The sequence below is a fragment of the Xylanimonas sp. McL0601 genome (genome assembly GCF_049852175.1).
Lineage (GTDB): Bacteria > Actinomycetota > Actinomycetes > Actinomycetales > Cellulomonadaceae > Xylanimonas.
The window spans coordinates 2,597,292-2,616,952 of sequence record NZ_CP187527.1 but is presented as its reverse complement, the minus strand read 5'-3'; the positions used below and the strand labels follow the sequence as shown (position 1 = coordinate 2,616,952).

Annotated in this window: 21 protein-coding genes; 12 read left to right on the top strand and 9 right to left on the bottom strand. The window is 72.1% G+C overall.

All coding sequences use genetic code 11. The annotated features are described in order from the left end of the window. Positions 1-16 precede the first annotated feature (16 nt). Genes ACO4JP_RS12055 through ACO4JP_RS12030 form a run of 6 tightly spaced genes read left to right on the top strand, consistent with a single transcriptional unit; the run spans position 17 to position 7,070 of the window. Positions 17-1,693: an ABC transporter substrate-binding protein gene (locus ACO4JP_RS12055; RefSeq protein ID WP_425953979.1), complete on the top strand. Its 1,677-nt coding sequence runs from the start codon at positions 17-19 to the stop codon at positions 1,691-1,693. Next, positions 1,693-2,694 carry an ABC transporter permease gene (locus ACO4JP_RS12050; protein ID WP_425953977.1) on the top strand — a complete coding sequence of 334 codons (1,002 nt, stop codon included), beginning with the start codon at positions 1,693-1,695 and terminating at the stop codon, positions 2,692-2,694. The genes ACO4JP_RS12055 and ACO4JP_RS12050 overlap by 1 nt, the downstream gene beginning before the upstream one ends. Beyond that, positions 2,691-3,647 carry an ABC transporter permease gene (locus tag ACO4JP_RS12045; RefSeq protein WP_425953975.1) on the top strand — a complete coding sequence of 319 codons (957 nt, stop codon included), beginning with the start codon at positions 2,691-2,693 and terminating at the stop codon, positions 3,645-3,647. The genes ACO4JP_RS12050 and ACO4JP_RS12045 overlap by 4 nt, the downstream gene beginning before the upstream one ends. After that, on the top strand, positions 3,644-4,672 hold the full coding sequence (locus ACO4JP_RS12040) for an ABC transporter ATP-binding protein (protein WP_425953973.1): 1,029 nt from the start codon (positions 3,644-3,646) through the stop codon (positions 4,670-4,672). Before ACO4JP_RS12045 ends, ACO4JP_RS12040 begins: the two co-directional genes overlap by 4 nt. After that, complete coding sequence (locus ACO4JP_RS12035) at positions 4,662-5,474, top strand: ABC transporter ATP-binding protein (RefSeq protein ID WP_425953972.1); 813 nt, start codon at positions 4,662-4,664, stop codon at positions 5,472-5,474. The genes ACO4JP_RS12040 and ACO4JP_RS12035 overlap by 11 nt, the downstream gene beginning before the upstream one ends. 33 nt (positions 5,475-5,507) lie before the next feature. Continuing rightward, complete coding sequence (locus tag ACO4JP_RS12030) at positions 5,508-7,070, top strand: glucoamylase family protein (RefSeq protein ID WP_425953970.1); 1,563 nt, start codon at positions 5,508-5,510, stop codon at positions 7,068-7,070. Between the two features lie 55 nt (positions 7,071-7,125). Here ACO4JP_RS12030 and ACO4JP_RS12025 read toward each other — a convergent pair whose 3' ends face one another. Next, a complete protein-coding gene (locus ACO4JP_RS12025) occupies positions 7,126-7,866 on the bottom strand; it encodes an SDR family oxidoreductase (protein ID WP_425953969.1) in 741 nt (246 codons plus the stop codon). 167 nt (positions 7,867-8,033) lie between these two features. On the opposite strand from ACO4JP_RS12025, the gene ACO4JP_RS12020 reads away from it, so the two are divergent. Next, the gene (locus tag ACO4JP_RS12020) at positions 8,034-8,807 is read left to right on the top strand and encodes an SDR family oxidoreductase (protein ID WP_425953967.1); all 774 of its coding nucleotides are present in this window, start codon (positions 8,034-8,036) and stop codon (positions 8,805-8,807) included. 21 nt (positions 8,808-8,828) lie between these two features. Here the strand turns inward: ACO4JP_RS12020 and ACO4JP_RS12015 are convergent, their stop codons facing one another. After that, complete coding sequence (locus ACO4JP_RS12015; RefSeq protein ID WP_425953966.1) at positions 8,829-9,008, bottom strand: zinc transporter permease; 180 nt, start codon at positions 9,006-9,008, stop codon at positions 8,829-8,831. Positions 9,009-9,110: 102 nt separating this feature from the next. Here ACO4JP_RS12015 and ACO4JP_RS12010 point away from each other — a divergent pair, with 102 nt between their 5' ends. Both ACO4JP_RS12010 and ACO4JP_RS12005 read left to right on the top strand, forming a co-directional pair. Next, complete coding sequence (locus ACO4JP_RS12010; RefSeq protein ID WP_425953964.1) at positions 9,111-9,473, top strand: PadR family transcriptional regulator; 363 nt, start codon at positions 9,111-9,113, stop codon at positions 9,471-9,473. Then, on the top strand, positions 9,473-10,855 hold the full coding sequence (locus tag ACO4JP_RS12005) for a permease prefix domain 1-containing protein (RefSeq protein WP_425953962.1): 1,383 nt from the start codon (positions 9,473-9,475) through the stop codon (positions 10,853-10,855). The genes ACO4JP_RS12010 and ACO4JP_RS12005 overlap by 1 nt, the downstream gene beginning before the upstream one ends. A gap of 48 nt (positions 10,856-10,903) precedes the next feature. On the opposite strand, the gene ACO4JP_RS12000 is transcribed toward ACO4JP_RS12005, so the two are convergent. The 5 genes from ACO4JP_RS12000 to ACO4JP_RS11980 form a co-directional block, all read right to left on the bottom strand. Next, on the bottom strand, positions 10,904-11,968 hold the full coding sequence (locus tag ACO4JP_RS12000; protein WP_425953961.1) for a winged helix DNA-binding domain-containing protein: 1,065 nt from the start codon (positions 11,966-11,968) through the stop codon (positions 10,904-10,906). Between the two features lie 31 nt (positions 11,969-11,999). Then, the gene (locus tag ACO4JP_RS11995; protein WP_425953959.1) at positions 12,000-13,598 is read right to left on the bottom strand and encodes an ABC-F family ATP-binding cassette domain-containing protein; all 1,599 of its coding nucleotides are present in this window, start codon (positions 13,596-13,598) and stop codon (positions 12,000-12,002) included. Positions 13,599-13,832: 234 nt separating this feature from the next. Further along, on the bottom strand, positions 13,833-14,720 hold the full coding sequence (locus tag ACO4JP_RS11990; RefSeq protein WP_425953957.1) for an SURF1 family protein: 888 nt from the start codon (positions 14,718-14,720) through the stop codon (positions 13,833-13,835). After that, positions 14,717-14,971 carry a hypothetical protein gene (locus ACO4JP_RS11985; protein WP_425953956.1) on the bottom strand — a complete coding sequence of 85 codons (255 nt, stop codon included), beginning with the start codon at positions 14,969-14,971 and terminating at the stop codon, positions 14,717-14,719. Before ACO4JP_RS11985 ends, ACO4JP_RS11990 begins: the two co-directional genes overlap by 4 nt. Next, positions 14,972-15,361, bottom strand: coding sequence for a DUF3099 domain-containing protein (locus ACO4JP_RS11980; RefSeq protein WP_425953955.1), 390 nt, complete (start codon positions 15,359-15,361; stop codon positions 14,972-14,974). A 149-nt stretch (positions 15,362-15,510) separates the two neighbouring features. Here ACO4JP_RS11980 and fabG point away from each other — a divergent pair, with 149 nt between their 5' ends. The 3 genes from fabG to ACO4JP_RS11965 are packed head-to-tail and all read left to right on the top strand — an operon-like array spanning position 15,511 to position 17,584. Then, a complete protein-coding gene (gene fabG / locus ACO4JP_RS11975) occupies positions 15,511-16,224 on the top strand; it encodes a 3-oxoacyl-ACP reductase FabG (RefSeq protein ID WP_425953953.1) in 714 nt (237 codons plus the stop codon). A 47-nt stretch (positions 16,225-16,271) separates the two neighbouring features. Then, a complete protein-coding gene (gene fabI / locus ACO4JP_RS11970) occupies positions 16,272-17,042 on the top strand; it encodes an enoyl-ACP reductase FabI (protein WP_425953952.1) in 771 nt (256 codons plus the stop codon). 29 nt (positions 17,043-17,071) lie between these two features. Continuing rightward, positions 17,072-17,584, top strand: coding sequence for a SixA phosphatase family protein (locus ACO4JP_RS11965; RefSeq protein ID WP_425953950.1), 513 nt, complete (start codon positions 17,072-17,074; stop codon positions 17,582-17,584). A 94-nt stretch (positions 17,585-17,678) separates the two neighbouring features. On the opposite strand, the gene serB is transcribed toward ACO4JP_RS11965, so the two are convergent. Together serB and glgC are read right to left on the bottom strand one after the other, a co-directional pair. Then, positions 17,679-18,341 carry a phosphoserine phosphatase SerB gene (gene serB, locus ACO4JP_RS11960; protein ID WP_425953948.1) on the bottom strand — a complete coding sequence of 221 codons (663 nt, stop codon included), beginning with the start codon at positions 18,339-18,341 and terminating at the stop codon, positions 17,679-17,681. After that, the gene (gene glgC / locus ACO4JP_RS11955) at positions 18,338-19,579 is read right to left on the bottom strand and encodes a glucose-1-phosphate adenylyltransferase (RefSeq protein ID WP_425953947.1); all 1,242 of its coding nucleotides are present in this window, start codon (positions 19,577-19,579) and stop codon (positions 18,338-18,340) included. Before glgC ends, serB begins: the two co-directional genes overlap by 4 nt. Between the last annotated feature and the right edge of the window lie 82 nt (positions 19,580-19,661).

Sequence of the window (19,661 nt, the reverse complement as noted above, 5' to 3'; positions counted from 1 at the left end):
GGCAAGGAGGTCGACGATGAACCGCTCCTTCCCCCGTCCCCGACGCCGGGCCGCGCTCGCCGGCGCCCTGGCCGCCGCCGCGGCGCTCGTCGTGGCCGGCTGCACCAGCGGCGCGAGCAGCTCGCAGTCCTCGTCCGGCGGCGGCGGGTCGTCCGTGCTCACCATCCAGGGCGACGCCGGTGACCCGACCCTCACGGAGAACTTCAACCCGTTCTCGACGACGCAGCTCGGCGGCACGCGGCTCATGTACGAGCCGTTGCAGATCCCGAGCTCCATCGACGGCACCTACACGCCGTTCCTCGCGACGGCCCAGAAGTTCTCCGACCCGACCACGCTCGTCTACACGCTGCGTGACGGCGTCACCTGGAGCGACGGCACGCCGTTCAGCGGCGACGACGTCGTCTTCACCTTCGACCTGCTCAAGAAGTTCCCGCCCCTGGACACCACGGGCGTGTGGACGCAGCTCGCCTCCGTCGCGGGCAGCGGCAACACCGTGACCATGACGTTCAAGCAGCCGAACGTGCCGTTCGCCGCGACGGTCTCGCAGGTGCCGATCGTGCCGAAGCACCTGTGGTCCTCGATCGCAGACCCGACCAAGGACACCAACACGAAGCCGGTGGGCACCGGCCCGTTCACCCTCAAGACCTTCGCACCCACGCAGTACGTGCTCGCGAAGAACCCGAAGTACTGGCAGGCCGACAAGATCGTTCCCGCGCAGGTGATGTACCCCGCGCAGTCCAGCAACCAGTCCACGAACCAGCTGGACGTCACGAGCGGCAAGTTCGACTGGTCGTACAACTTCCTGCCCAACGTGGAGCAGACCTACGTGGCCCGCGACAAGCAGCACAACACCTACTGGTTCCCGCCGGGCGGCACGATCGGGCTCTACCTCAACCTCCTCAAGCCCGTGTACCAGGACGTCAACTTCCGCATGGGCGTCTCGCAGTCGCTCGACCGCGACACCATCGCCAAGAAGGCGGTCAACGGCTACACCGACGCTGCCAGCCTCTCCGGGCTGATCCTGCCGAACCTGCAGAAGTGGCTCGACCCGAGCCTGCCGGACCAGGGCGTGGTCAAGCAGGACACCGGCAAGGCGACGGCGTCCTTCGAGAAGGCCGGCTGGACGATGCGGGGCGGCAAGCTCATGAAGGGCGGCAAGCAGGCGGCGATGTCGGTCGTCCTGCCGGCCAACTTCACCGACTGGGTCGCTGCGGCCACGGAGGTCAAGACGGAGCTGGGCAAGGCCGGCATCGCGGTGACGCTCGACCTGCCGCAGTTCGCGCAGTACCAGCAGCAGATCGGCGCCGGCACGTTCGACGCCGCGATCGGCGGGTACGGCGGCTCGGGCAGCCCGTACACCGACTTCAACAACGCGCTCAACAGCACGTTCGCGACGCCGGTCAACACCGCCACGGTGAACAACTTCCAGCGCTTCAAGGACCCGGACGTCGACCAGGCGCTGGCCACGCTCGCCAAGGCCACCGACGAGTCCCAGCAGCAGCAGGCCACCTACGCGCTCGAGCAGGCCATGTACACCAAGGTCCCGATCGTGCTCATGTACTACGGCGGGTCGTGGGGCCTGTTCTCCACGAAGAACTTCACGGGCTGGCCCTCGAAGGACGACCCGTACACGCTCCCGACGCCGTACAACAACGCCGTCCTCCTCGTGGTCACCCACCTGAAGAAGGCCTGATGCGCTACGTCCTGACCCGCATCGGGATGTTCGTCCTCACGCTGTGGGCGGCGGTCACGCTGAACTTCGTGCTACCGCGCCTGATGCCCGGCTCGCCGCTCGACGCCGCGCTCGCGCGGCTGGCGGCGAGCGGGCAGCAGGTCACGAACGCGCAGCGGCAGGCCATCGAGGCCCAGCTCGGCTCCCCGCACGGAAGCTTGTGGAGCCAGTACGTGCAGTACCTGTCCGACGTCGTGCACCTGCGGTTCGGCACGTCGTTCACGGACCCGACGCAGTCGGTCGCCTCGGCGATCGGCAAGGCGCTGCCGTGGACGATCGTGCTCGTGGGCGTCACGACGGTCGTCACGTTCGTCCTCGGCACCCTGCTCGGCGCGTTCGCCGGCTGGCGCCGGGGCCGGCGCGCGGACAGCCTGATCACGACGACGTCGACGCTCTTCGGCGCGTTCCCGCCGTTCTGGTTCGGGCTGCTGCTGCTCTACGTGTTCGCGTTCCGGCTGCAGTGGTTCCCGATCTCCGGCGGGTACTCCGAGGGTGCGACACCGAACCTGTCGTGGTCGTTCTTCAGCGACGCGTTCGTGCACTCCGTCCTGCCCGGGCTGACGCTCGCGATCACGACGCTGTCCGGGTGGGTGTTCGGCATGCGCAACACCATGATCAACACCCTGGGCGAGGACTACGTCGTGTTCGCCGAGGCGAACGGGCTGCGCGAGCGGACGGTCGCCCTCGGGTACGCCGCCCGCAATGCGCTGCTGCCCAACGTCACCGCGTTCGGGCTCTCGCTCGGCGCGGTCGTCGGCGGGGCGGTGCTGGTCGAGGGCGTGTTCGGCTACCCCGGCGTCGGGCAGCTCCTCTTCAAGGCCGTGACCAACCACGACTACCCCTTGATGCAGGCGCTGTTCCTCGTCATCACCGTGAGCATGCTCGTGACGATCTTCGTCGTCGACCTGCTCTACGGGCGGCTCGACCCGCGCGTGCGCACGCAGGGAGGTGAGGCGTCGTGAGCGTCCTGTCCGCGGGCTCGCTCGCGGAGCCCGGCTCGACGCCGGGCGCCGGCGACCGTCGGCCCGTCGTCGTCCATGAGCACCCGGGTGTGCCGGGCCCGCTGGTGTTCTTCGCCCGCGCGGGCGCGACCATCTGGAGCAACGGCAAGGCCCGGGCGGGGGTGCTGATCCTCGGCTTCTTCGTACTGATGGCTCTCTTCGCGCCGCTGATCGCCCCGCACGACCCGTCGGCCACCGACTTCCCGCCCTACCTCGGCCCCAACAGCTCGAACTGGTTCGGCACCACGGGCAACGGGCAGGACGTCTTCTCCCAGTTCGTCTACGGGGCGCGCGTCTCGCTGCTCGTCGGCATCGCCGCGGGCCTCGGCGCGACGTTCGTCGCCGTCGTGCTCGGGCTCGTGTCCGGGTACCGGCCGGGAGCGGTCGACGCCGTCATCGGGTTCGTCACCAACCTTGCGCTGGTGCTGCCCGGCATCCCGCTGATGATCATCCTCGCCGCCTACATCCCGTCCCACTCGGTGTGGACCATCGTGCTCGTCGTCACGCTCACCGCGTGGGCCACCGGGGCGCGGGTGATCCGCTCCCAGGCCGCAACCCTGCGCACGCGCGACTTCGTGCGGTCGGCGCAGTTCTCGGGCGAGCGGCTGGGCCGCGTCGTGTTCCGCGAGATCCTGCCGAACATGACCTCGCTCGTCGCGGCGAGCTTCTTCGCGGCGTCGACGGCGGCCGTCATGGCCGAGGCCAGCCTGGAGTTCCTCGGGCTGGGCAACCCGGCCACGATCTCCTGGGGCACGATGCTCTACCAGGCCCAGCAGCAGAACGCCCTGCTCACCGGGCAATGGCTGATGATCTTCGCCCCCGGCCTGGCCATCGCCCTGCTCGCCATGGCGTTCACGCTCATCAACTTCGGGGTCGACGTCCTGTCGAACCCCCGGCTTCGGGAGAAGTCGTGAACGCCCCGACGACGGCGGCGCCGCTGCTCTCGGCGCGCGGCGTCGACGTCGTCTACGAGCCCGCGCGCGGGGTGCGGATCTGGTCCGTGCGCGGGGTCGACCTGGAGCTCGCGGAGGGCGAGTTCGTGGGGCTCGTGGGGGAGTCGGGGTGCGGGAAGTCCACGCTCGGCTTCGCCCTCACACGGATGCTGCGGCCCCCCGCCCGGCTGGAGGCGGGCACCATCGCGTTCGCCGGCACCGACATCGCGACGCTCACGGGCGAGGCGCTGCGCCGGCAGCGGCGCGGTGGGTTCGCGCTCGTGCTGCAGTCCGGCATGAACGCCCTCAACCCGGTGCGGACCGTCGAGCACCACGTGCGCGACGTGCTGCGCGCCCACGCCCGCCCCGGAGAGCGGTGGGACCGCGCGTCCTCCCGTGATCGGGCGGGCGAGCTGCTGGCGATGGTCGAGCTCGACCCCGACGTGCTCGGGCGGTACCCGCACGAGCTGTCGGGCGGCATGCGCCAGCGCGTCTCGATCGCCCTCGCCCTGGCCCTCGAGCCGCGGCTCGTCGTGTTCGACGAGCCCACCACCGCCCTCGACGTGCTCGTGCAGAAGGCGGTCATGGGCACCATCAGCCGGCTCCAGGCCGAGCGCGGGTTCACCGCGCTGCTCATCAGCCACGACCTCGGCACCGTGCTCGAGGCCACGCAGCGCACGCTCGTCATGTACGCCGGGCAGATCGTCGAGGACCAGCCCTCGGCCGCGCTGCGCACCGGTCGGCACCACCCGTACACCGAGGCGCTGCTCGCGTGCTACGCGGACCCGCGCGCCCCCGAGGTCACCCTGGGCGGCATCCCCGGGTCGCCGCCGGACCTGTCGCTCGACCTGCCCGGATGCCCGTTCGCGCCCCGCTGCCCGGAGGTCCGGGACGTCTGCCGTGTCATCGACCCCGGCCTCACCCCGCTCGGACCGGGGCGCGCGGCGTGCCACGTGCGCGCCGCCGAGGTGGGGCTCCCCGTCCCGGAGGTGGAGCATGTCGGCTGAACCCCTGGTCGTCCAGGACGTGAGCAAGGTCTTCACCTCGCGCCGGCGTGGACCCGACGGGCGCCGCCTGAAGGTGCACGCCGTCGACGGGGTGTCGTTCGAGATCGCGCCCGGGGCTGCGGTCGGGCTGGTCGGTGCCAGCGGCTCGGGCAAGTCCACCGTCGCCGGCATGGTCACCGCCGCGCTGCGCCCGACGTCGGGCAGCGTCCGGTTCGGCGACGTCGACGTCACAGCACTCCGCGGTGACGCGCTGCGCCGCTACCACGGCGACGTCCAGATGGTGTTCCAGGACCCGTACGGCGCGCTCAACCCCCTGCACACCGTCCGGTACACGCTCTCGCGGCCGCTGGAGAACCTGCTCGGGCTCGACGCCCGGCAGGCCGACGACCGGGTGCGCGAGCTGCTCGACACGGTGGGGCTGACGCCGCCCGAGCAGTTCGCCCCCAAGCTGCCGCACCAGCTCTCGGGCGGTCAGCGGCAGCGCGTCGTCATCGCCCGCGCCCTGGCCTGCGAGCCTGGGCTCATCGTCGCCGACGAGCCGGTGTCGATGCTCGACGTCTCGCTGCGCGCCGGCGTGCTGCGGCTGCTCGCCCGCCTGCGCCAGGAGCGTGGCCTGAGCCTGCTGTACATCACGCACGACCTGCTCTCGGCACGCGTCGTCACCGACGAGATCCTGGTGCTCTCCGAGGGCAAGGTCGTCGAGCGCGGGGTCACCAAGGACGTGCTGCAGAACCCCAGCCACCCCTACACGGAGCGCCTCCTCGACGCGGTGCCCAACCCGTACGCGGGGGCCGAGACCTGAACGCAAACGGACCGAACGAACAAGGGGAGCACGATGAGACACGCACGTCTGGTCACCCGCGCCCTCGCCTGCGTCGCCGTCGCGGCGCTCGCGGTGGGCCTGGGCCCCGGTCTGACGGCGAACGCCGCGGCGCCGTCGTCGGCGACGCAGCAACCGCTCACCGCCGCGCAGCGCTCCGTGCTGCGCGGCATCGCGAAGGACACGTGGGCCTTCTACGCGAAGGACGTCGACCCGAGCACGGCCCTGCCGCTGGACAACGTCGGGCCCGGCACCACGCGCGGCACGTACACCTCGGCGTCGAACGTCGGGGTCTACCTGTGGGCCGTGGTCTCGGCCCATGACCTGGGGCTGATCAGCACCGGCGAGGCCGTCTCGCGGCTGCAGCACACCCTCAAGTCGGTCCAGAGCCTCCAGCGCTCGGACGGGTTCCTGTACCAGTGGTACGACACCACCACCGGCCAGGTGATCCTCAACCCGGGCCAGGGCGCCTGCCCGAAGGTCGGGGGCACGACGGACAACTGCTCGTTCCTGTCGGCCGTGGACAACGGCTGGTACGCGAGCGGCCTGGTCGTCGCACGTCAGGCGCTGCCACAGCTCAGCGGGATCGCCTCGGCGCTGCTGGGCCAGATGGACTTCTCCATCTTCTACGACAACCGGGCGCAGACGGCCTGCAACGTCAACGCCGACCTCCAGTTCCAGCCCACGGGCCAGCAGTACGGCGGCTACTACGCGGGCGTGGGACCGGCCGGGTACCACAACGGCGCCATCTACTCCGACCCGCGCATCTCGATGTACATCGGGATGGGCCTGCACCAGATGCCCGGCGACGTGTGGTGGCGTTCCTGGCGGACGCTCCCGCCGAAGCTCTGCGACACCGACCCCGACTTCTCGTGGCAGGGCCAGTGGCCGCCGCAGGGTTACTGGACCACCATCACCGACCCGCAGTCGGGCAAGGTCTTCCCCGTGTGGGAGGGTCACTACACGTACCCGGGCTCCGACCTGACGTTCGTGCCGACCTACGCGGGTGGCATGTTCGAGGGCCTCATGGCCAACGAGGTGGTGCCGGAGACGACGTGGGGTCCCCAGTCGTTCGGCCTCGCCGACCAGCGCATCGCCCAGGTCCAGATCAAGTACGCGACCGAGGAGCTGGGCTACCCGGTCTGGGGCATGTCGCCGTCGAGCACCGCTGACGACACCGGCGGCTACGGCGGCTTCGGCGCGGACGGCTTCAAGTTCCCGCAGGGGCAGTGGCTCGCGCAGGGCCCGTGCTTCGGCTGCCAGCCCGACCCGGAGTCGGTGGTCACGCCGCACGCGTCGTTCCTCGCGCTCGACGTGGCGCCGCAGCAGGCGTTCGCGAACATCATGAAGCTGCGCCAGCTGTACCCCGACCTGTACACGCACGACGGCGGGTTCTACGACGCCGTCAACCCGGCCACCGGCCAGGTCGGCCACCGCATGCTGGTGCTCGACCAGTCGATGATCATGGCCGCGCTCGACAACGCGCTGAACGGCGGGAGGCTCCAGCACTGGTTCGCCCAGGACCCGGTGTCGAACGTCGCGAAGCTCTATCTCGGGGTGGAGAAGATGTCGCTCTGAGGCGCGTCCTCACGAGTGGCACCAGCGATGGCGCCGGCGGGCGGCCCCGCCGGCGTCATCGCTCCGCCAGCCACTCCTCGAACGTCTGGGTGCCGAGCGTCGCACCCGGGCCCGGGAGCATCCCGCCGTCGCGCATGCTGTGGCCCCACCGGCCGGGGAGGGAGAGCTCCAGCACGCGGCGTCGCACCCCGATGGCGGCGAGGTAGCGCCGCCCGAGGTCGGCCATCCGCTCCTCGCGCGGGCCACCGAGGTCGGGCACCAGCCCGCTGGGACCGGCCTCGGCGATCCGCACGAGCGCCGCGGCCGCCTCGGCCGCAGCGACGGGCCGCGAGCGCATGCGCGGCACGAGCTGCAGGGGGCCCATCCGGCCCTGCTTCAGCAGCTGGGGCACGAACTCGTGGAACTGGGTGGCCCGCAACAGCGACCAGCCCCCCGGCTCGGCCATGACCAGCCGCTCCTGAGCGGCCTTGCCGGCGAGGTACCCGGCGTCGACCTCGGCCGCCCCCACGATCGAGAGCGCCACGTGGTGCCCGACGCCGGCCTGCTTCTCGCCGGCCAGCAGCGTGCGCGTCACGCGCTCGAAGAACACGACGGAGGCGCTCGCCGCCATCGACGGGCGGTTGGACACGTCGATCACGGTGTCCACGCCGCGCAGGGCGTCGGCCGCGAGCAAGGGCACAGTGAGGTCGACGCCCGCGGAGCGGGTCAGCAGCACGACCTCGTGCCCGGCCGCGCGCGCGGCCTCGACGATCGGGCGTCCCACGGTGCCGGTGCCACCGGCGACGGCGATCTTCATGGCCACATCCTGCTCCCGGCCGGGGCGGGCGGCGCGGCGTGCCGGGCGCACGGCGAGGGCTGTTCGCCCGCCGCCGCGGGAGCTCCGCCGGGGCCGTCGGGGGCGGGTGACCGTAGCGTGGGAGGTGTCCGGCGACGGAGCCGGGCCGCTCACGAACGGAGGGTCGTATGCGCACCGTCGTCGTCACCGGTTCCGCCTCGGGCATCGGGCGGGCCACCGTGAAGGTCCTTGCGGCGCAGGGCCATCGGGTCATCGGGGTCGACCTCCACGATGCCGACGTCGTCGTGGACCTCGCGAGCCCCGAGGGCCGGGCTGGGCTCATCCCGGGGGTCGCCGCACGCACGGACGGCGCGATCGACGCGATCGTCGCCAACGCCGGCCTCGCGCGGGAGACCCCGGACACCGTCTCGGTCAACTTCTTCGGCGCCGTCGTCACGCTCGAGGCGCTGCGGCCGATGCTGGCGGGGTCCGCAGCGCCGCGTGCCGTCGTCACCGCGTCGAGCTCGAGCCTCCTGCCGTTCGACGCCGAGCTCGTCGACGAGTGCCTCGCGGGCGACGAGGACGGCGCCCGCGCCCGCGCGGCCAAGCTCAAGGAGGCCGGCGACGGCAGCCTGGTCTACGCGAGCTCCAAGGTGGCGTTGTGCCACTGGCTGCGCCGGGTCGCGGCGGGGCCGGACTGGGCGGGTGCGGGCATCCCGCTCAACGCGATCGCCCCGGGCATCGTCAACACCCCGATGACGGCCAAGATGACCGCGACGGCCGAGGCGCGCAAGGCGCTCGCCGCCGAGGTGCCCATGCCGCTGCACGGGTACATGGAGCCCGAGGTGCCCGCCCACCTCTTCGCGTGGCTGGTCAGCCCCGAGAACAGCCACCTGTGCGGGCAGGTCGTGTTCGTCGACGGCGGCGCCGACGTCATGATCCGTGGGGACTCCACCTGGTGACGGGAAGGCGCCACGCGTACCTCAGGCGCCGGCGCCTTCGCTGTGCTCGTCGTAGTGGTCCCCGTGCGCGGCGTGCCGGTGGCCCTCGTGCACGTAGTCGACGTGGTCGCCGTGCTGGACGGCCTCGTGGCCACAGCCCTCGCCGTGGGTGTGCTCGGCCTGGGTGTGCTCGGCGTGGATGTCTGGCGTCTCGGTGGTCATGGCTCCAGTAGAGCACCGGTGCCTCCGGATCGCTCGATGCGATCCATACCTAGGGGTGCTAGGGTTCGAATCCCTAGCACCTCAAGGTATGGGAGCACGCAAGTGCACATCGACAAGGACCTGGTCGCGGCCTCCGCGACGCCGCTGGTCCTGGGCATCCTCGCCGACGGCGACCTTCACGGTTACGCCATCCTCAAGCGGGTCGGCGAGCTGTCCGGGGGCCGCATGCAGTGGACCGACGGCATGCTCTACCCGCTGCTGCACCGGCTGGAGCGCAACGGCTGGGTGTCCGCGCAGTGGGGGCTGTCCGAGGCCGGGCGCAAGCGCAAGCACTACGCGCTCACCACCGCCGGACGCGCCGCCCTGGGCGAGCGTCAGGCTCAGTGGGGCGTCGTGGCCGACGCGCTGCGGCAGGTGTGGAACGACCTGGCGGGTGGCCCCGCCGCGGCGGAGGTGTGGGCGTGATGGACGAGCCGATCCGGGAGTCGCTCGACGAGCGTCAGGCCCTCGAGAGCCAGATCGACCAGTGGCGCCGCTGGGTGCTGCGCCGGAGGGCGATCACCGCCGCCGACGCCGAGGAGCTCGAGGACAACCTGCGCGGCCAGGTCGCCGACCTGCGCGCAGGCGGGCTCGACGACGACGAGGCGTTCCTCGTCGCGGTCAAGCGCATGGGCAACCTCGACGACGTCTCGCGCGAGTTCGCGCGCGAGCACTCCGAGCGGCTGTGGAAGCAGCTCGTGCTGGTGCCCGAGGAGCCCGCCGAGACGTCGTCGCGGTACCGCGAGCTCGCCGTCCTGGTCGCGCTCGCCGTCGGAGCGGGCATCGTGGTCAAGGCCCTGCTTGCAGCCGACGACGGCGCGGTGCTCGCAGCCAATGTCGCCTTCGCCGTGCTGCCGTTCCTCGCCGCCTACTTCGCCTGGTCGCGGCGCCTGCCCGCGCGCACGACCGGCCTGCTCGTGGGCGTCGCCGCGCTGCTCGCCCTGGCCGTGAACCTGTACCCGTTCAAGGACCTCGCCTCCGGCCGTCCCGGGATGACGTTCGTCCTCGCGGCGACGCACGTCCCCGTCGTGCTCTGGCTGCTGCTCGGGGTGGCGTACACCGGGGGAGCCTGGCGCTCGGACGCGCGGCGCATGGACTTCGTCCGGTTCACGGGCGAGCTGCTCATCTACTTCGCGCTCGTCGCCATGGGCGGCGGGCTGCTCCTCGGCCTCACCGCCGGCACGTTCAACCTCGCCGACGTCGACATCGCGCCGTTCTACCAGGACTGGCTCCTGCCGTTCGCCGTGCCGGGCGCGTTCTTCGTGTCCGCGTGGCTCGTGGAGGCCAAGAAGAACGTCGTCGAGAACATCGCACCCGTGCTGACGCGCGTCTTCACGCCGCTGACCATCGTCATGCTCGGCGCGATGCTCGTGGTGCTGCTCGCACACGGCTCGCTCATCTCGGTCGACCGCAACCTCCTGATCCTCATGGACGCGGTGCTGGTGCTGGTGCTCGCGCTGCTGCTCTACTCGATCTCGGCGCGTGACCCGCTCGCCCCGCCCACGGTGTTCGACTGGCTGCAGCTCGTGCTCGTCGCGGTCGCGTTCGCGGTCAACGCGGTCGCGCTGACCGCGATGGTGTCGCGCATCGCCGAGTTCGGCTGGACGGCCAACAAGACGGCCGCGCTGGGTCTCAACGTCGTGCTGCTGGCGCACCTCGTCTGGACCGGGTGGCTGCTGCTCGGGTTCGTGCGTGGGACGCGGGCGTTCGGCGCCGTCGAGCGGTGGCAGACGCGGTACCTGCCGGTGTATGCGGCCTGGGCAGCGGTCGTGGTGCTGGTGTTCCCGCCGGTGTTCGCGTTCGCCTGACGCACCTCGCCTGGGGAGCGGGCATCGCCGCGCAGCGCGGGTCGGCCGTCAGGCCAGGACGAGCTCGGCCGGGAGCCCTACGAAGCGGCCGTAGCGTTCGGCCTCGGCCTCCAGGGCGGCGCGGACCCGCCGCGTCACGGGGACCGGCGTCGCCACCTTGACGACGACGCCGCCCGCCGACTCCGTGCGCGTCCACAGGCCTGCGAGCGCGCCGTCGACCAGCAGCAGGCCCTGCGCCCGCAGGACGGCGTCGGTGGCGTGCGGGCCCCAGTCGCCGGGGTCGCGGCGGTAGGAGACCAGCTCGTCGAAGTTGGCGAGCAGCATCGCGGCAGGCACCTCGGCCGGCTCGGGGGCGGCGGCGCCGTCGGCGTCGGTGAACAGGTCGACGCCCGCGACCGTGACCGGCCGCAGCTCCGCGAGCGCGAAGGCGCGGCGGGCCACGGTGATCGGGCGCGTCGCCCACCACGCCAGGTCCTCGGGGCGTGCGGGGCCGTGGCCGCGCACGTAGGTGCGCGCCAGCCAGGCGAGGCGCTCGTCGGCCGTGCGGCCCGAGGGCTGCAGGTCGAGCGCCTGGTAGGTGTGCTGCCGGCCGCGCATCGGGCCGGAGCCGATGGCGCCGCGCAGCTCGGCCTCCATGAGCACGAAGGCGAGGGGGACCGTGCCCCAGCGCCCGCCGGGGCCGGCGAGCCCTTCGCCGACGAGGCGGTCCTGCACCTGGGTCCGGGTGAGCGGGCCGTCGGTGCGCACGGCCTCGACGGCGACGTCGGCGGCCTTGAGCCGGTCGGCCGCGGGCAGGTCGGCGGTGCGGGCGCCCGTGTCGAGGGAGCGGCGCACCCGGTCGGCGGTGAGCTCGAGCAGGTCGGGCAGATCCGCGGCCAGCACGTGGTGCCACGTGGGGCGCAGCACGTGCGTGCGGACGAACGCCCCGGCGTCGAACTCCGCGGCGAGGTCCGCACGGGTCAGCCCGGTGCGCCCTGACAGCGCCCACAGCGACATGTCGTGCAGCTGCGACTGCACGGCGCCCAGGTGACCGACGGCGGTGGCGCCGTCAGGCGCGCCGGCACCGGCGAGCAGCTGCGACCGGAGCCGATACCCGAACAGGGAGGCCTTCACGGGGCGAGCCTTCCACGCGTCGAGGCCCGCGTCACGCGAGGGAGACGAGCTCCCGGTACGAGTCGCTCCAGAGGTCCTCGTCGCCGTCCGGGAGCAGCAGCACGCGCTCCGGCTCGAGGGCCTCGACCGCGCCGTCGTCGTGCGTGACCATGACGACCGCACCCTCGTACGTCTTGAGCGCGCCGAGGATCTCGGCCCGCGAGGCCGGGTCGAGGTTGTTGGTCGGCTCGTCCAGCAGCAGCACGTTGGCGCTCGACACCACCAGCGTCGCCAGCGCGAGGCGCGTCTTCTCCCCGCCGGAGAGCACGTGGGTGGGCTTGTTCGCGTCGTCGCCCGAGAACAGGAACGAGCCCAGCACGCTGCGGACCTCGGTGTCCGTGAGGTCGGGCGCGGCGTGCCGCAGGTTCTCCACGACCGTCACGTCCATGTCGAGCATGTCGTGCTCCTGGGCGTAGTAGCCCAGCTTGAGCCCGTGGCCGGGCACGACCTCGCCGGTGTCCGGCTTCTCGACGCCCGCGAGGATGCGCAGCATCGTCGTCTTGCCGGCGCCGTTGAGGCCCAGGATGACGACGCGCGACCCGCGGTCGATCGCCAGGTCGACGCCCGTGAACACCTCGAGCGAGCCGTACGACTTCGACAGGTCGTTGGCCGTGAGCGGCGTACGGCCGCTCGGAGCGGGCTTGGGGAACCGGAGCCGCGCGACCTTGTCGGCCTGCCGCTCGCCCTCGAGGCCGCCCAGCATCGTCTCGGCGCGGCGGATCATGTTCTGCGCGGCCACGGCCTTGGTGGCCTTGGCACGCATCTTCTCGGCCTGCGCCATGAGCGCGGACGCCTTCTTCTCGGCGTTGGCACGCTCGCGGCGGCGGCGCTTCTCGTCCTGCTCGCGCTGCTCGAGGTACTTGTCCCAGCCGAGGCTGTACTGGTCGAGCTCGCCGCGGTTGGCGTCCAGGTGGAACACCTTGTTGACGGTGTCGCGCAGCAGGTCGACGTCGTGGCTGATCACGACGAAGCCGCCGGGGTACGTCTTGAGGTAGTCGCGCAGCCAGACGATCGAGTCGGCGTCGAGGTGGTTGGTCGGCTCGTCGAGCAGCAGGGTGCCGACGCCGGAGAACAGGATGCGGGCCAGCTCGATGCGGCGGCGCTGGCCGCCCGACAGGGTGCGCAGCGGCTGCGCCAGCACCCGGTCGTCGAGGCCCAGGTTGCTGGTGATGCGGTGCGCCTCGGACTCGGCGGCGTACCCGCCCGCGGCGAGGAAGCGTGTCTCGAGCTTGGGGTAGCGCTCGAGAGCGGCGACCATGACGTCGGCGTCGGATGACGCCATCCTGGCCTCCGTCTCGCGCATCGCCCTGACCAGGTAGTCGAGGCCGCGGGCCGAGAGCACGCGGTCCATCGCGATGATGTCGAGGTCGCCCGTCCGCGGGTCCTGCGGCAGGTAGCCGACGTCGGTCGACCGCACGATCTGGCCGGACGTCGGCTGCGTCTCGCCGGCGAGGGTCTTGGTGAGGGTCGTCTTGCCTGCGCCGTTGCGGCCGACGAGGCCGATGCGGTCGCCCGCGGCGATACGGAACGACGCCTCGTTCAGCAGGACGCGGGCGCCGATGCGGAGCTCGACGCCGTGGGCGGTGATCACGGTCGGTATGCCTCGGGGGTGTCGGGAAGGAATGCGGAGAGAGCAGGCCGGCATCGGCGACGGCCCCCGCAGTCTACCGGGGTGGCGAGCGCACCCCCGGGCGGCGGCCTCGGTGCCATCATCGTGGCGCTCCTCGCGATGTTCTTCGGCACCGGCGGAGACCTCGGCCAGCTCACCAGAGCGCTCTCGGGCGGCGGAGGCCAGGGCCAGCCGCCCGTTCTACGGTCCGCGTCGTCAGTCCTCGCCCAGCAGGGCGTCCTCGAGCTCCTCGTCGGTCGGTCGACGACGCCGCGGGGGCCGCGGCGCGCGCGTGCCCTCCTCGCCGCCGGCCAGCAGCAGGTCACCCGCGGTGGGTTGGGTGCCCCGCGTCTCTCGACGCCAGAGCACGATGTACCCGCCGATCGCCCCGGCCGCGAACACGCACCACTGGAACGTGTACGACAGGTGCGAGCCTGGGTCGAGGTCGGGCGGAGGCAGGGCCAGCAGCGACCCGGCCGGCGCCGGGTCCTCCGTGCGCAGCTGCCCGTAGGCGGCCACGGTCCGGCCGCCGGCCCACGACGCCCCGGACGGCCCCGCGGCCAGCACCTGCGGCGTCGAGATCGCCTGCACCTGTCCGGCCGGCGCCCCGCGCGACGACGCCGGCTCGTCCGCGCGCAGCGTGACGGTCACGGTGACCTCGCCGTCCGGGGGAGCGGGGAACGCGTCGGGCTTGCTCGAGTCCTCGCCCAAGGGCACGAACCCGCGGTCGACGACGACCACGAGCCCGTCGTCGGTCTCGAACGGCACCAGCACGTGGAAGCCCGGCGTCGACTCGACCGGCCGGTTGCGCAGCAGCACCGTGTCCTCCGGGCGGTACCGGCCCGTGAGGGTCGCAGGACGCCAGGTGTCGTCCTCGGCGAGCACCGCGCCCGGCGCCGGCAGGATCTCGCCGAGGGCGACCGGCTCGGCGCCGTAGTTCGACTCGACGAGGTGGATCTGCGCCTCGCGCGCGGTGTACCGGTGCCACTGCCACACGGCGGCGAGCACGCACAGCGCCGCGAGCACGACGGCGCCAACGCCCAGCGTCACCCACTGACGGCGGGTGCGGGGCGGCGCGGAGGTCGGGGCGGGGGCGGACGTCACGGGCGCGCGTCCGGGTCGAACCGGTCGAGCTCCGAGACCGGCACCGTCTGCTTCCAGAACTCGCGCAGGCCGAGGAACTCCTCCAGCGTCGGCCGGTGGGCGTCGCACGCGAGCCACACCTTGCGGCGCTCCGGAGCGTGGAGCTTGGGGTTGTTCCACAGCAGCCCCCACGCGGCCGCCTCCCGGCAGCCCTTGGCCGAGCAGACGAGGTCGCCCTCGGCCACCGGGTCGGCGGATCCCAGCAGGTCCACTCAGCGCTCCTCATGACGGTCGGCAGGGGGGTCGGCAGGATCGTCGACGTGCTCGACGACGTCCACGCCGTCGGGCGTCGCCGGCAGCTCCTTCGGCGTGGCCGGGAGCATCGCGGACGTGTCGTACTCGACCTTGTCGCGCCCCGCGTTGACGAGGATCACGGCGACGTAGGGGATCACGATGGCGATGGCGACCATCGTCCAGCGCAGCCAGCCCGACGCGAAGTACGCGCCGACGAAGCACACCACGCGGAAGCCCATCTGCATCAGGTACCGGCGCGCGCGGCGCGCCTGGTCGTCCGCCAGGGGCTCGGGTGCGCTCGTGATCGAGGGCACCTCTTCGTCCCGCCGGCGGGCGGGCTGACGCGGCGACGCCGCACTGGTGCTCACCTCGCCAGTCTACGAGCGCTCCGGGGTTCCCCCGGGCCTTGTAGGAAACCGACAAGTCCAGGGCCCGAAGCGGTCCGGGGCGTGCGCGTGATCCGCGGCTGCGTCACGGTACGTTCACATCGGCCCTCTCCTGACGAAAGGACACCCCTGTGAGCACGTCTTCTCGCGTCGTCGTCGTGACCGGCGCCTCCCGCGGCATCGGGCGCGCGATCGCCGAGGCGTTCGTCGCCGCGGGCGACACCGTCGCCGCGCTGCACCGCGGCGGTGACGTGCCGGAGGGCACCCACGGCTACGTCGCCGACGTGACCGACGCCGACGCGGTGGACCGCGCCTTCACCGCGATCGAGCAGGACCTCGGCCCGGTCGAGGTGCTGGTGGCCAACGCCGGCGTCACGCGCGACGGCCTCCTCATGCGCATGTCGGACGAGGACTTCGACGCCGTCCTGGACACCAACCTCAAGGGCACGTTCCGGGTGGTCCGCCGCGCCTCGAAGGGCATGATCCGCCTGCGCCGCGGCCGCATCGTGATGATCGGCTCCGTCGTCGGCCTGTACGGCGGCTCCGGCCAGATCAACTACGCCGCCTCGAAGGCCGCCCTCGTGGGCATGGCCCGCTCCATCACGCGCGAGCTCGGCGGCCGCGGCATCACGGCGAACGTCGTGGCGCCGGGCTTCGTCGAGACGGCGATGACCGCGGTGCTGCCCGAAGAGACGCAGAAGCAGTACAAGGCGTCGATCCCGGCCGGCCGGTTCGCCACTCCCGAGGAGGTCGCGGGCGTCGTGCAGTTCCTCGCGTCGGACGCCGCCGGCTACGTCTCGGGTGCCGTGATCCCCGTCGACGGCGGGCTGGGCATGGGCCACTGAGGCCCCTCTTCGCTACTCTCTCCCACCAGAACTTCCGAAAGGTCATCATGGGTCTGCTCGACGGCAAGAAGCTCCTCATCACCGGGGTGCTGACCGACAGCTCGATCGCGTTCCACGCGGCGCGCCTCGCCCAGGAGGAGGGCGCCGAGGTCGTGCTCTCGTCGTTCGGCCGCCAGATGAAGCTCACGCAGGCGTTCGCGAAGCGCCTGCCCGTCGAGGCCCCCGTGGTGCAGCTCGACGTGACGAGCCAGGAGGACCTCGACGGCCTCGCCGACGCCGTGCGCGCCGCGGGCCTCGACCGCCTCGACGGCGTCGTGCACTCGATCGGGTTCGCGCCGCAGAGCGTCATGGGCGGCAACTTCCTCGCCGGGACCTGGGAGGACGTCGCGACGGCCATCCACGTGTCGACGTTCTCGTACAAGTCGCTCGCCGTCGCGGCCAAGCCGCTCATGACCGACGGCGGTGCCGTCGTCGGCCTCACGTTCGACGCGCAGTTCGCCTGGCCGGTCTACGACTGGATGGGCGTCGCCAAGGCCGGTCTCGAGTCGGCGAACCGCTACCTGGCCCGTGACCTGGGCCCCGACGGCATCCGCGCCAACCTCGTGTCGGCCGGCCCGATCCGCACCACCGCCGCGAAGTCGATCCCCGGCTTCCAGACGATGGAGGACGCGTGGCCCCGCCGCGCGCCCCTCGGGTGGGACCAGACGACGGCCGAGCCCGCCGCCCGCGCCGTGGTCGCGCTGCTCTCGGACTGGTTCCCGGCGACGACCGGTGAGATCGTTCACGTCGACGGTGGTGTTCACGCGATGGGGCAGTAGCACTGCCCCCTGACGACCAGAGAGGGACGATGACCGTACGACGGCTCGTGCTCCTGCGGCACGCGAAGGCCGAGCCCGGCCGCGACGAGGTGCCGGACGAGATGCGTCCCCTCGCGACCAACGGTCGCAAGCAGGCGGGCGGGGTCGGCAAGACGTTCAGCGCCGCCGGCCTCGCCCCCGAGCTCGCCCTCGTCTCGACGGCGCTGCGCACGCGGCAGACGTGGGACCTCCTCGCCAAGCACCTCGACGGGCCGCAGGGCGAGGTGCGGCTGGAGCCCGAGCTCTACGAGGCCTCCGTCGCGGACGTCCTCGAGCTCGTGCGCTCGGTCGCCGACGGCGTCCGGACCGTCCTCGTCGTCGGGCACGAGCCGACGATGGCGGCCACCGCCGCGCACCTAGCGGGTCCAGGGTCCGACGACGCCGCGCTCGCGCAGGTGCGCGTCGGCGTGCCGACAGCCACCTACTCGGTCCTGGAGTCGGAGGACGCCTGGGCGGACTGGGGCCGCTCCCGCGCCCGCCTCCTGACGGTGACGCGCCCGTAACTCCCGCGCAGAAACAGTTGTGGGTCCCTGGGGCTCCGGTCATCGCCTCGGATGACCGGAGCCCCAGGGACCCACAACTGTCGTTGGGCCCGCGTCAGGGGATTCGGGTCAGGGTGTCCACGAGTTCCAGGACCTCGTCCAGGCGGGTCTCGATCGCGTGGGGCGCTTGCGCGCGGACCACCGGCTTGGCGCGGTAGGCGACGCCTACCCCTGCCGCGGCGAGCATGTCGAGGTCGTTCGCCCCGTCGCCGACGGCGACCGTGTCCGCCATCGCGACGCCCTCCGCGTCGGCCCACTCGCGCAGCGTCGCGGCCTTCACGGACCGGTCGACGACGGTGCCCAGGGTGCGGCCCGTCAGCACGCCGTCGGCGACCTCCAGCCGGTTGGCCCGCACCCGGGTGATGCCGAGCGACGCCGCGAGCGGGCCCACGATCTCCTCGAACCCGCCGGACACGAGCCCGAACGCCCACCCGCGCCGGTGGCACTCGGCCACCAGCTCGGCGGCGCCGGGGGAGAGCACCACCGCCTCGCGCACGTCGTCCAGCGCCGCGACAGGGACCCCGGCCAGCGTCGCGACCCGCTCCCGCAGCGAGGCGGCGAAGTCGAGCTCGCCGCGCATGGCGCGCTCGGTCACGTCGGCGACCTGGTCGCGCGTGCCGGCGTGCTCGGCGAGGAGCTCGATGACCTCCTGCTGGATGAACGTGGAGTCGACGTCGGTCACGACGAGGCGGCGGGGCTCTGTCACGGCATGGTTCACGTGACGATTGTGCCCTTCGGGACGACGGTGATGCCCGACTCGGTCACCGTGTAGCCCCGTGCCCTGTCCTCGTCGTGGTCGACGCCGACGCGGGCGCGCTCGCCCACGACGACGTTCTTGTCGATGACCGCCCGGTGGACCTGGGCGTGCCGGTGCACCTGGACGTCGTCCATGATCACGGAGTTCGTGACCGTCGCCCACGAGTGCAGGTGCACGCCGGGCGACAGGATCGAGCCCGCGACGGTCGCGCCCGAGACGAGCACGCCGGGGGAGACGATCGAGTCCGCGGCGTGGCCCAGGCGGCCGGGGCCGGCGTGCACGAACTTCGCCGGGGGCAGCCCGATGTAGCCCGTGTAGACCGGCCACTCGTCGTTGTACAGGTTGAACACCGGCTGCACCGCGATGAGGTCTTTGTTCGCGTCGAAGTAGGCGTCCATGGTGCCCACGTCGCGCCAGTAGTCGCGATCGCGGTCGGTCGAGCCCGGCACGTCGTTGCGGATGAAGTCGTAGACGCCGGCGGTCCCCTGGTCGACGAACGCCGGGATGATGTCGCCGCCCATGTCGTGGCGGGACGCCGGGTCGGCCGCGTCCTTCGTGACGGCCTCGACCAGCGCGTCGACGTCGAAAACGTAGTTGCCCATCGAGGCCAGGACCTCCTGCGGCGAGTCCGGGAGGCCGACGGGGTTGGTCGGCTTCTCGAGGAACTCGCGGATGCGGTCGGGCTGGCTCGGGTCGACGTCGATCACGCCGAACTGGTCGGCGAGCGCGATCGGCTGGCGGATCGCGGCGACCGTGGCGCGCGCGCCGGACTCCGTGTGCGCCGTGACCATCTGGGAGAAGTCCATGCGGTACACGTGGTCCGCGCCGACCACGACGACGATGTCGGGCCGCTCGTCCTCGATGATGTTGAGGCACTGGTAGATCGCGTCCGCGCTGCCGAGGTACCAGTGCTTGCCGACGCGCTGCTGCGCCGGCACGGACGACACGTAGTTGCCGAGCAGAGGTGACATCCGCCACGTCTTGGAGATGTGCCTGTCGAGCGAGTGCGACTTGTACTGGGTCAGCACGACGACGCGCAGGTAGCGGGAGTTGATGATGTTCGAGAGCGCGAAGTCGATGAGGCGGTAGATGCCACCGAACGGCACCGCGGGCTTGGCGCGATGGGCGGTCAGCGGCATCAGCCTCTTGCCCTCGCCACCGGCGAGGACGATCGCGAGAACGCGGGGGTTGGACGCCATGGCTTGACCTTAGGGCCGGGTGCGCCCGGGCGCCCTGCCAGGCCGCGTCGCGTCCGTAGCGTGGCGTCGGCGGGCTCGCTAC

What these genes read in the sequence shown, in the direction of transcription:
- ACO4JP_RS12015 (WP_425953966.1), bottom strand. Translation starts at nt 9,008, where the DNA reads ATGACCACCGAGACGCCAGACATCCACGCCGAGCACACCCAGGCCGAG.
- fabI (WP_425953952.1), top strand. Translation starts at nt 16,272, where the DNA reads ATGGGTCTGCTCGACGGCAAGAAGCTCCTCATCACCGGGGTGCTGACC.
- ACO4JP_RS11965 (WP_425953950.1), top strand. Translation starts at nt 17,072, where the DNA reads ATGACCGTACGACGGCTCGTGCTCCTGCGGCACGCGAAGGCCGAGCCC.
- ACO4JP_RS12055 (WP_425953979.1), top strand. Translation starts at nt 17, where the DNA reads ATGAACCGCTCCTTCCCCCGTCCCCGACGCCGGGCCGCGCTCGCCGGC.
- ACO4JP_RS12005 (WP_425953962.1), top strand. Translation starts at nt 9,473, where the DNA reads ATGGACGAGCCGATCCGGGAGTCGCTCGACGAGCGTCAGGCCCTCGAG.
- ACO4JP_RS12020 (WP_425953967.1), top strand. Translation starts at nt 8,034, where the DNA reads ATGCGCACCGTCGTCGTCACCGGTTCCGCCTCGGGCATCGGGCGGGCC.
- ACO4JP_RS12025 (WP_425953969.1), bottom strand. Translation starts at nt 7,866, where the DNA reads ATGAAGATCGCCGTCGCCGGTGGCACCGGCACCGTGGGACGCCCGATC.
- glgC (WP_425953947.1), bottom strand. Translation starts at nt 19,579, where the DNA reads ATGGCGTCCAACCCCCGCGTTCTCGCGATCGTCCTCGCCGGTGGCGAG.
- ACO4JP_RS12050 (WP_425953977.1), top strand. Translation starts at nt 1,693, where the DNA reads ATGCGCTACGTCCTGACCCGCATCGGGATGTTCGTCCTCACGCTGTGG.
- ACO4JP_RS12035 (WP_425953972.1), top strand. Translation starts at nt 4,662, where the DNA reads ATGTCGGCTGAACCCCTGGTCGTCCAGGACGTGAGCAAGGTCTTCACC.
- ACO4JP_RS12030 (WP_425953970.1), top strand. Translation starts at nt 5,508, where the DNA reads ATGAGACACGCACGTCTGGTCACCCGCGCCCTCGCCTGCGTCGCCGTC.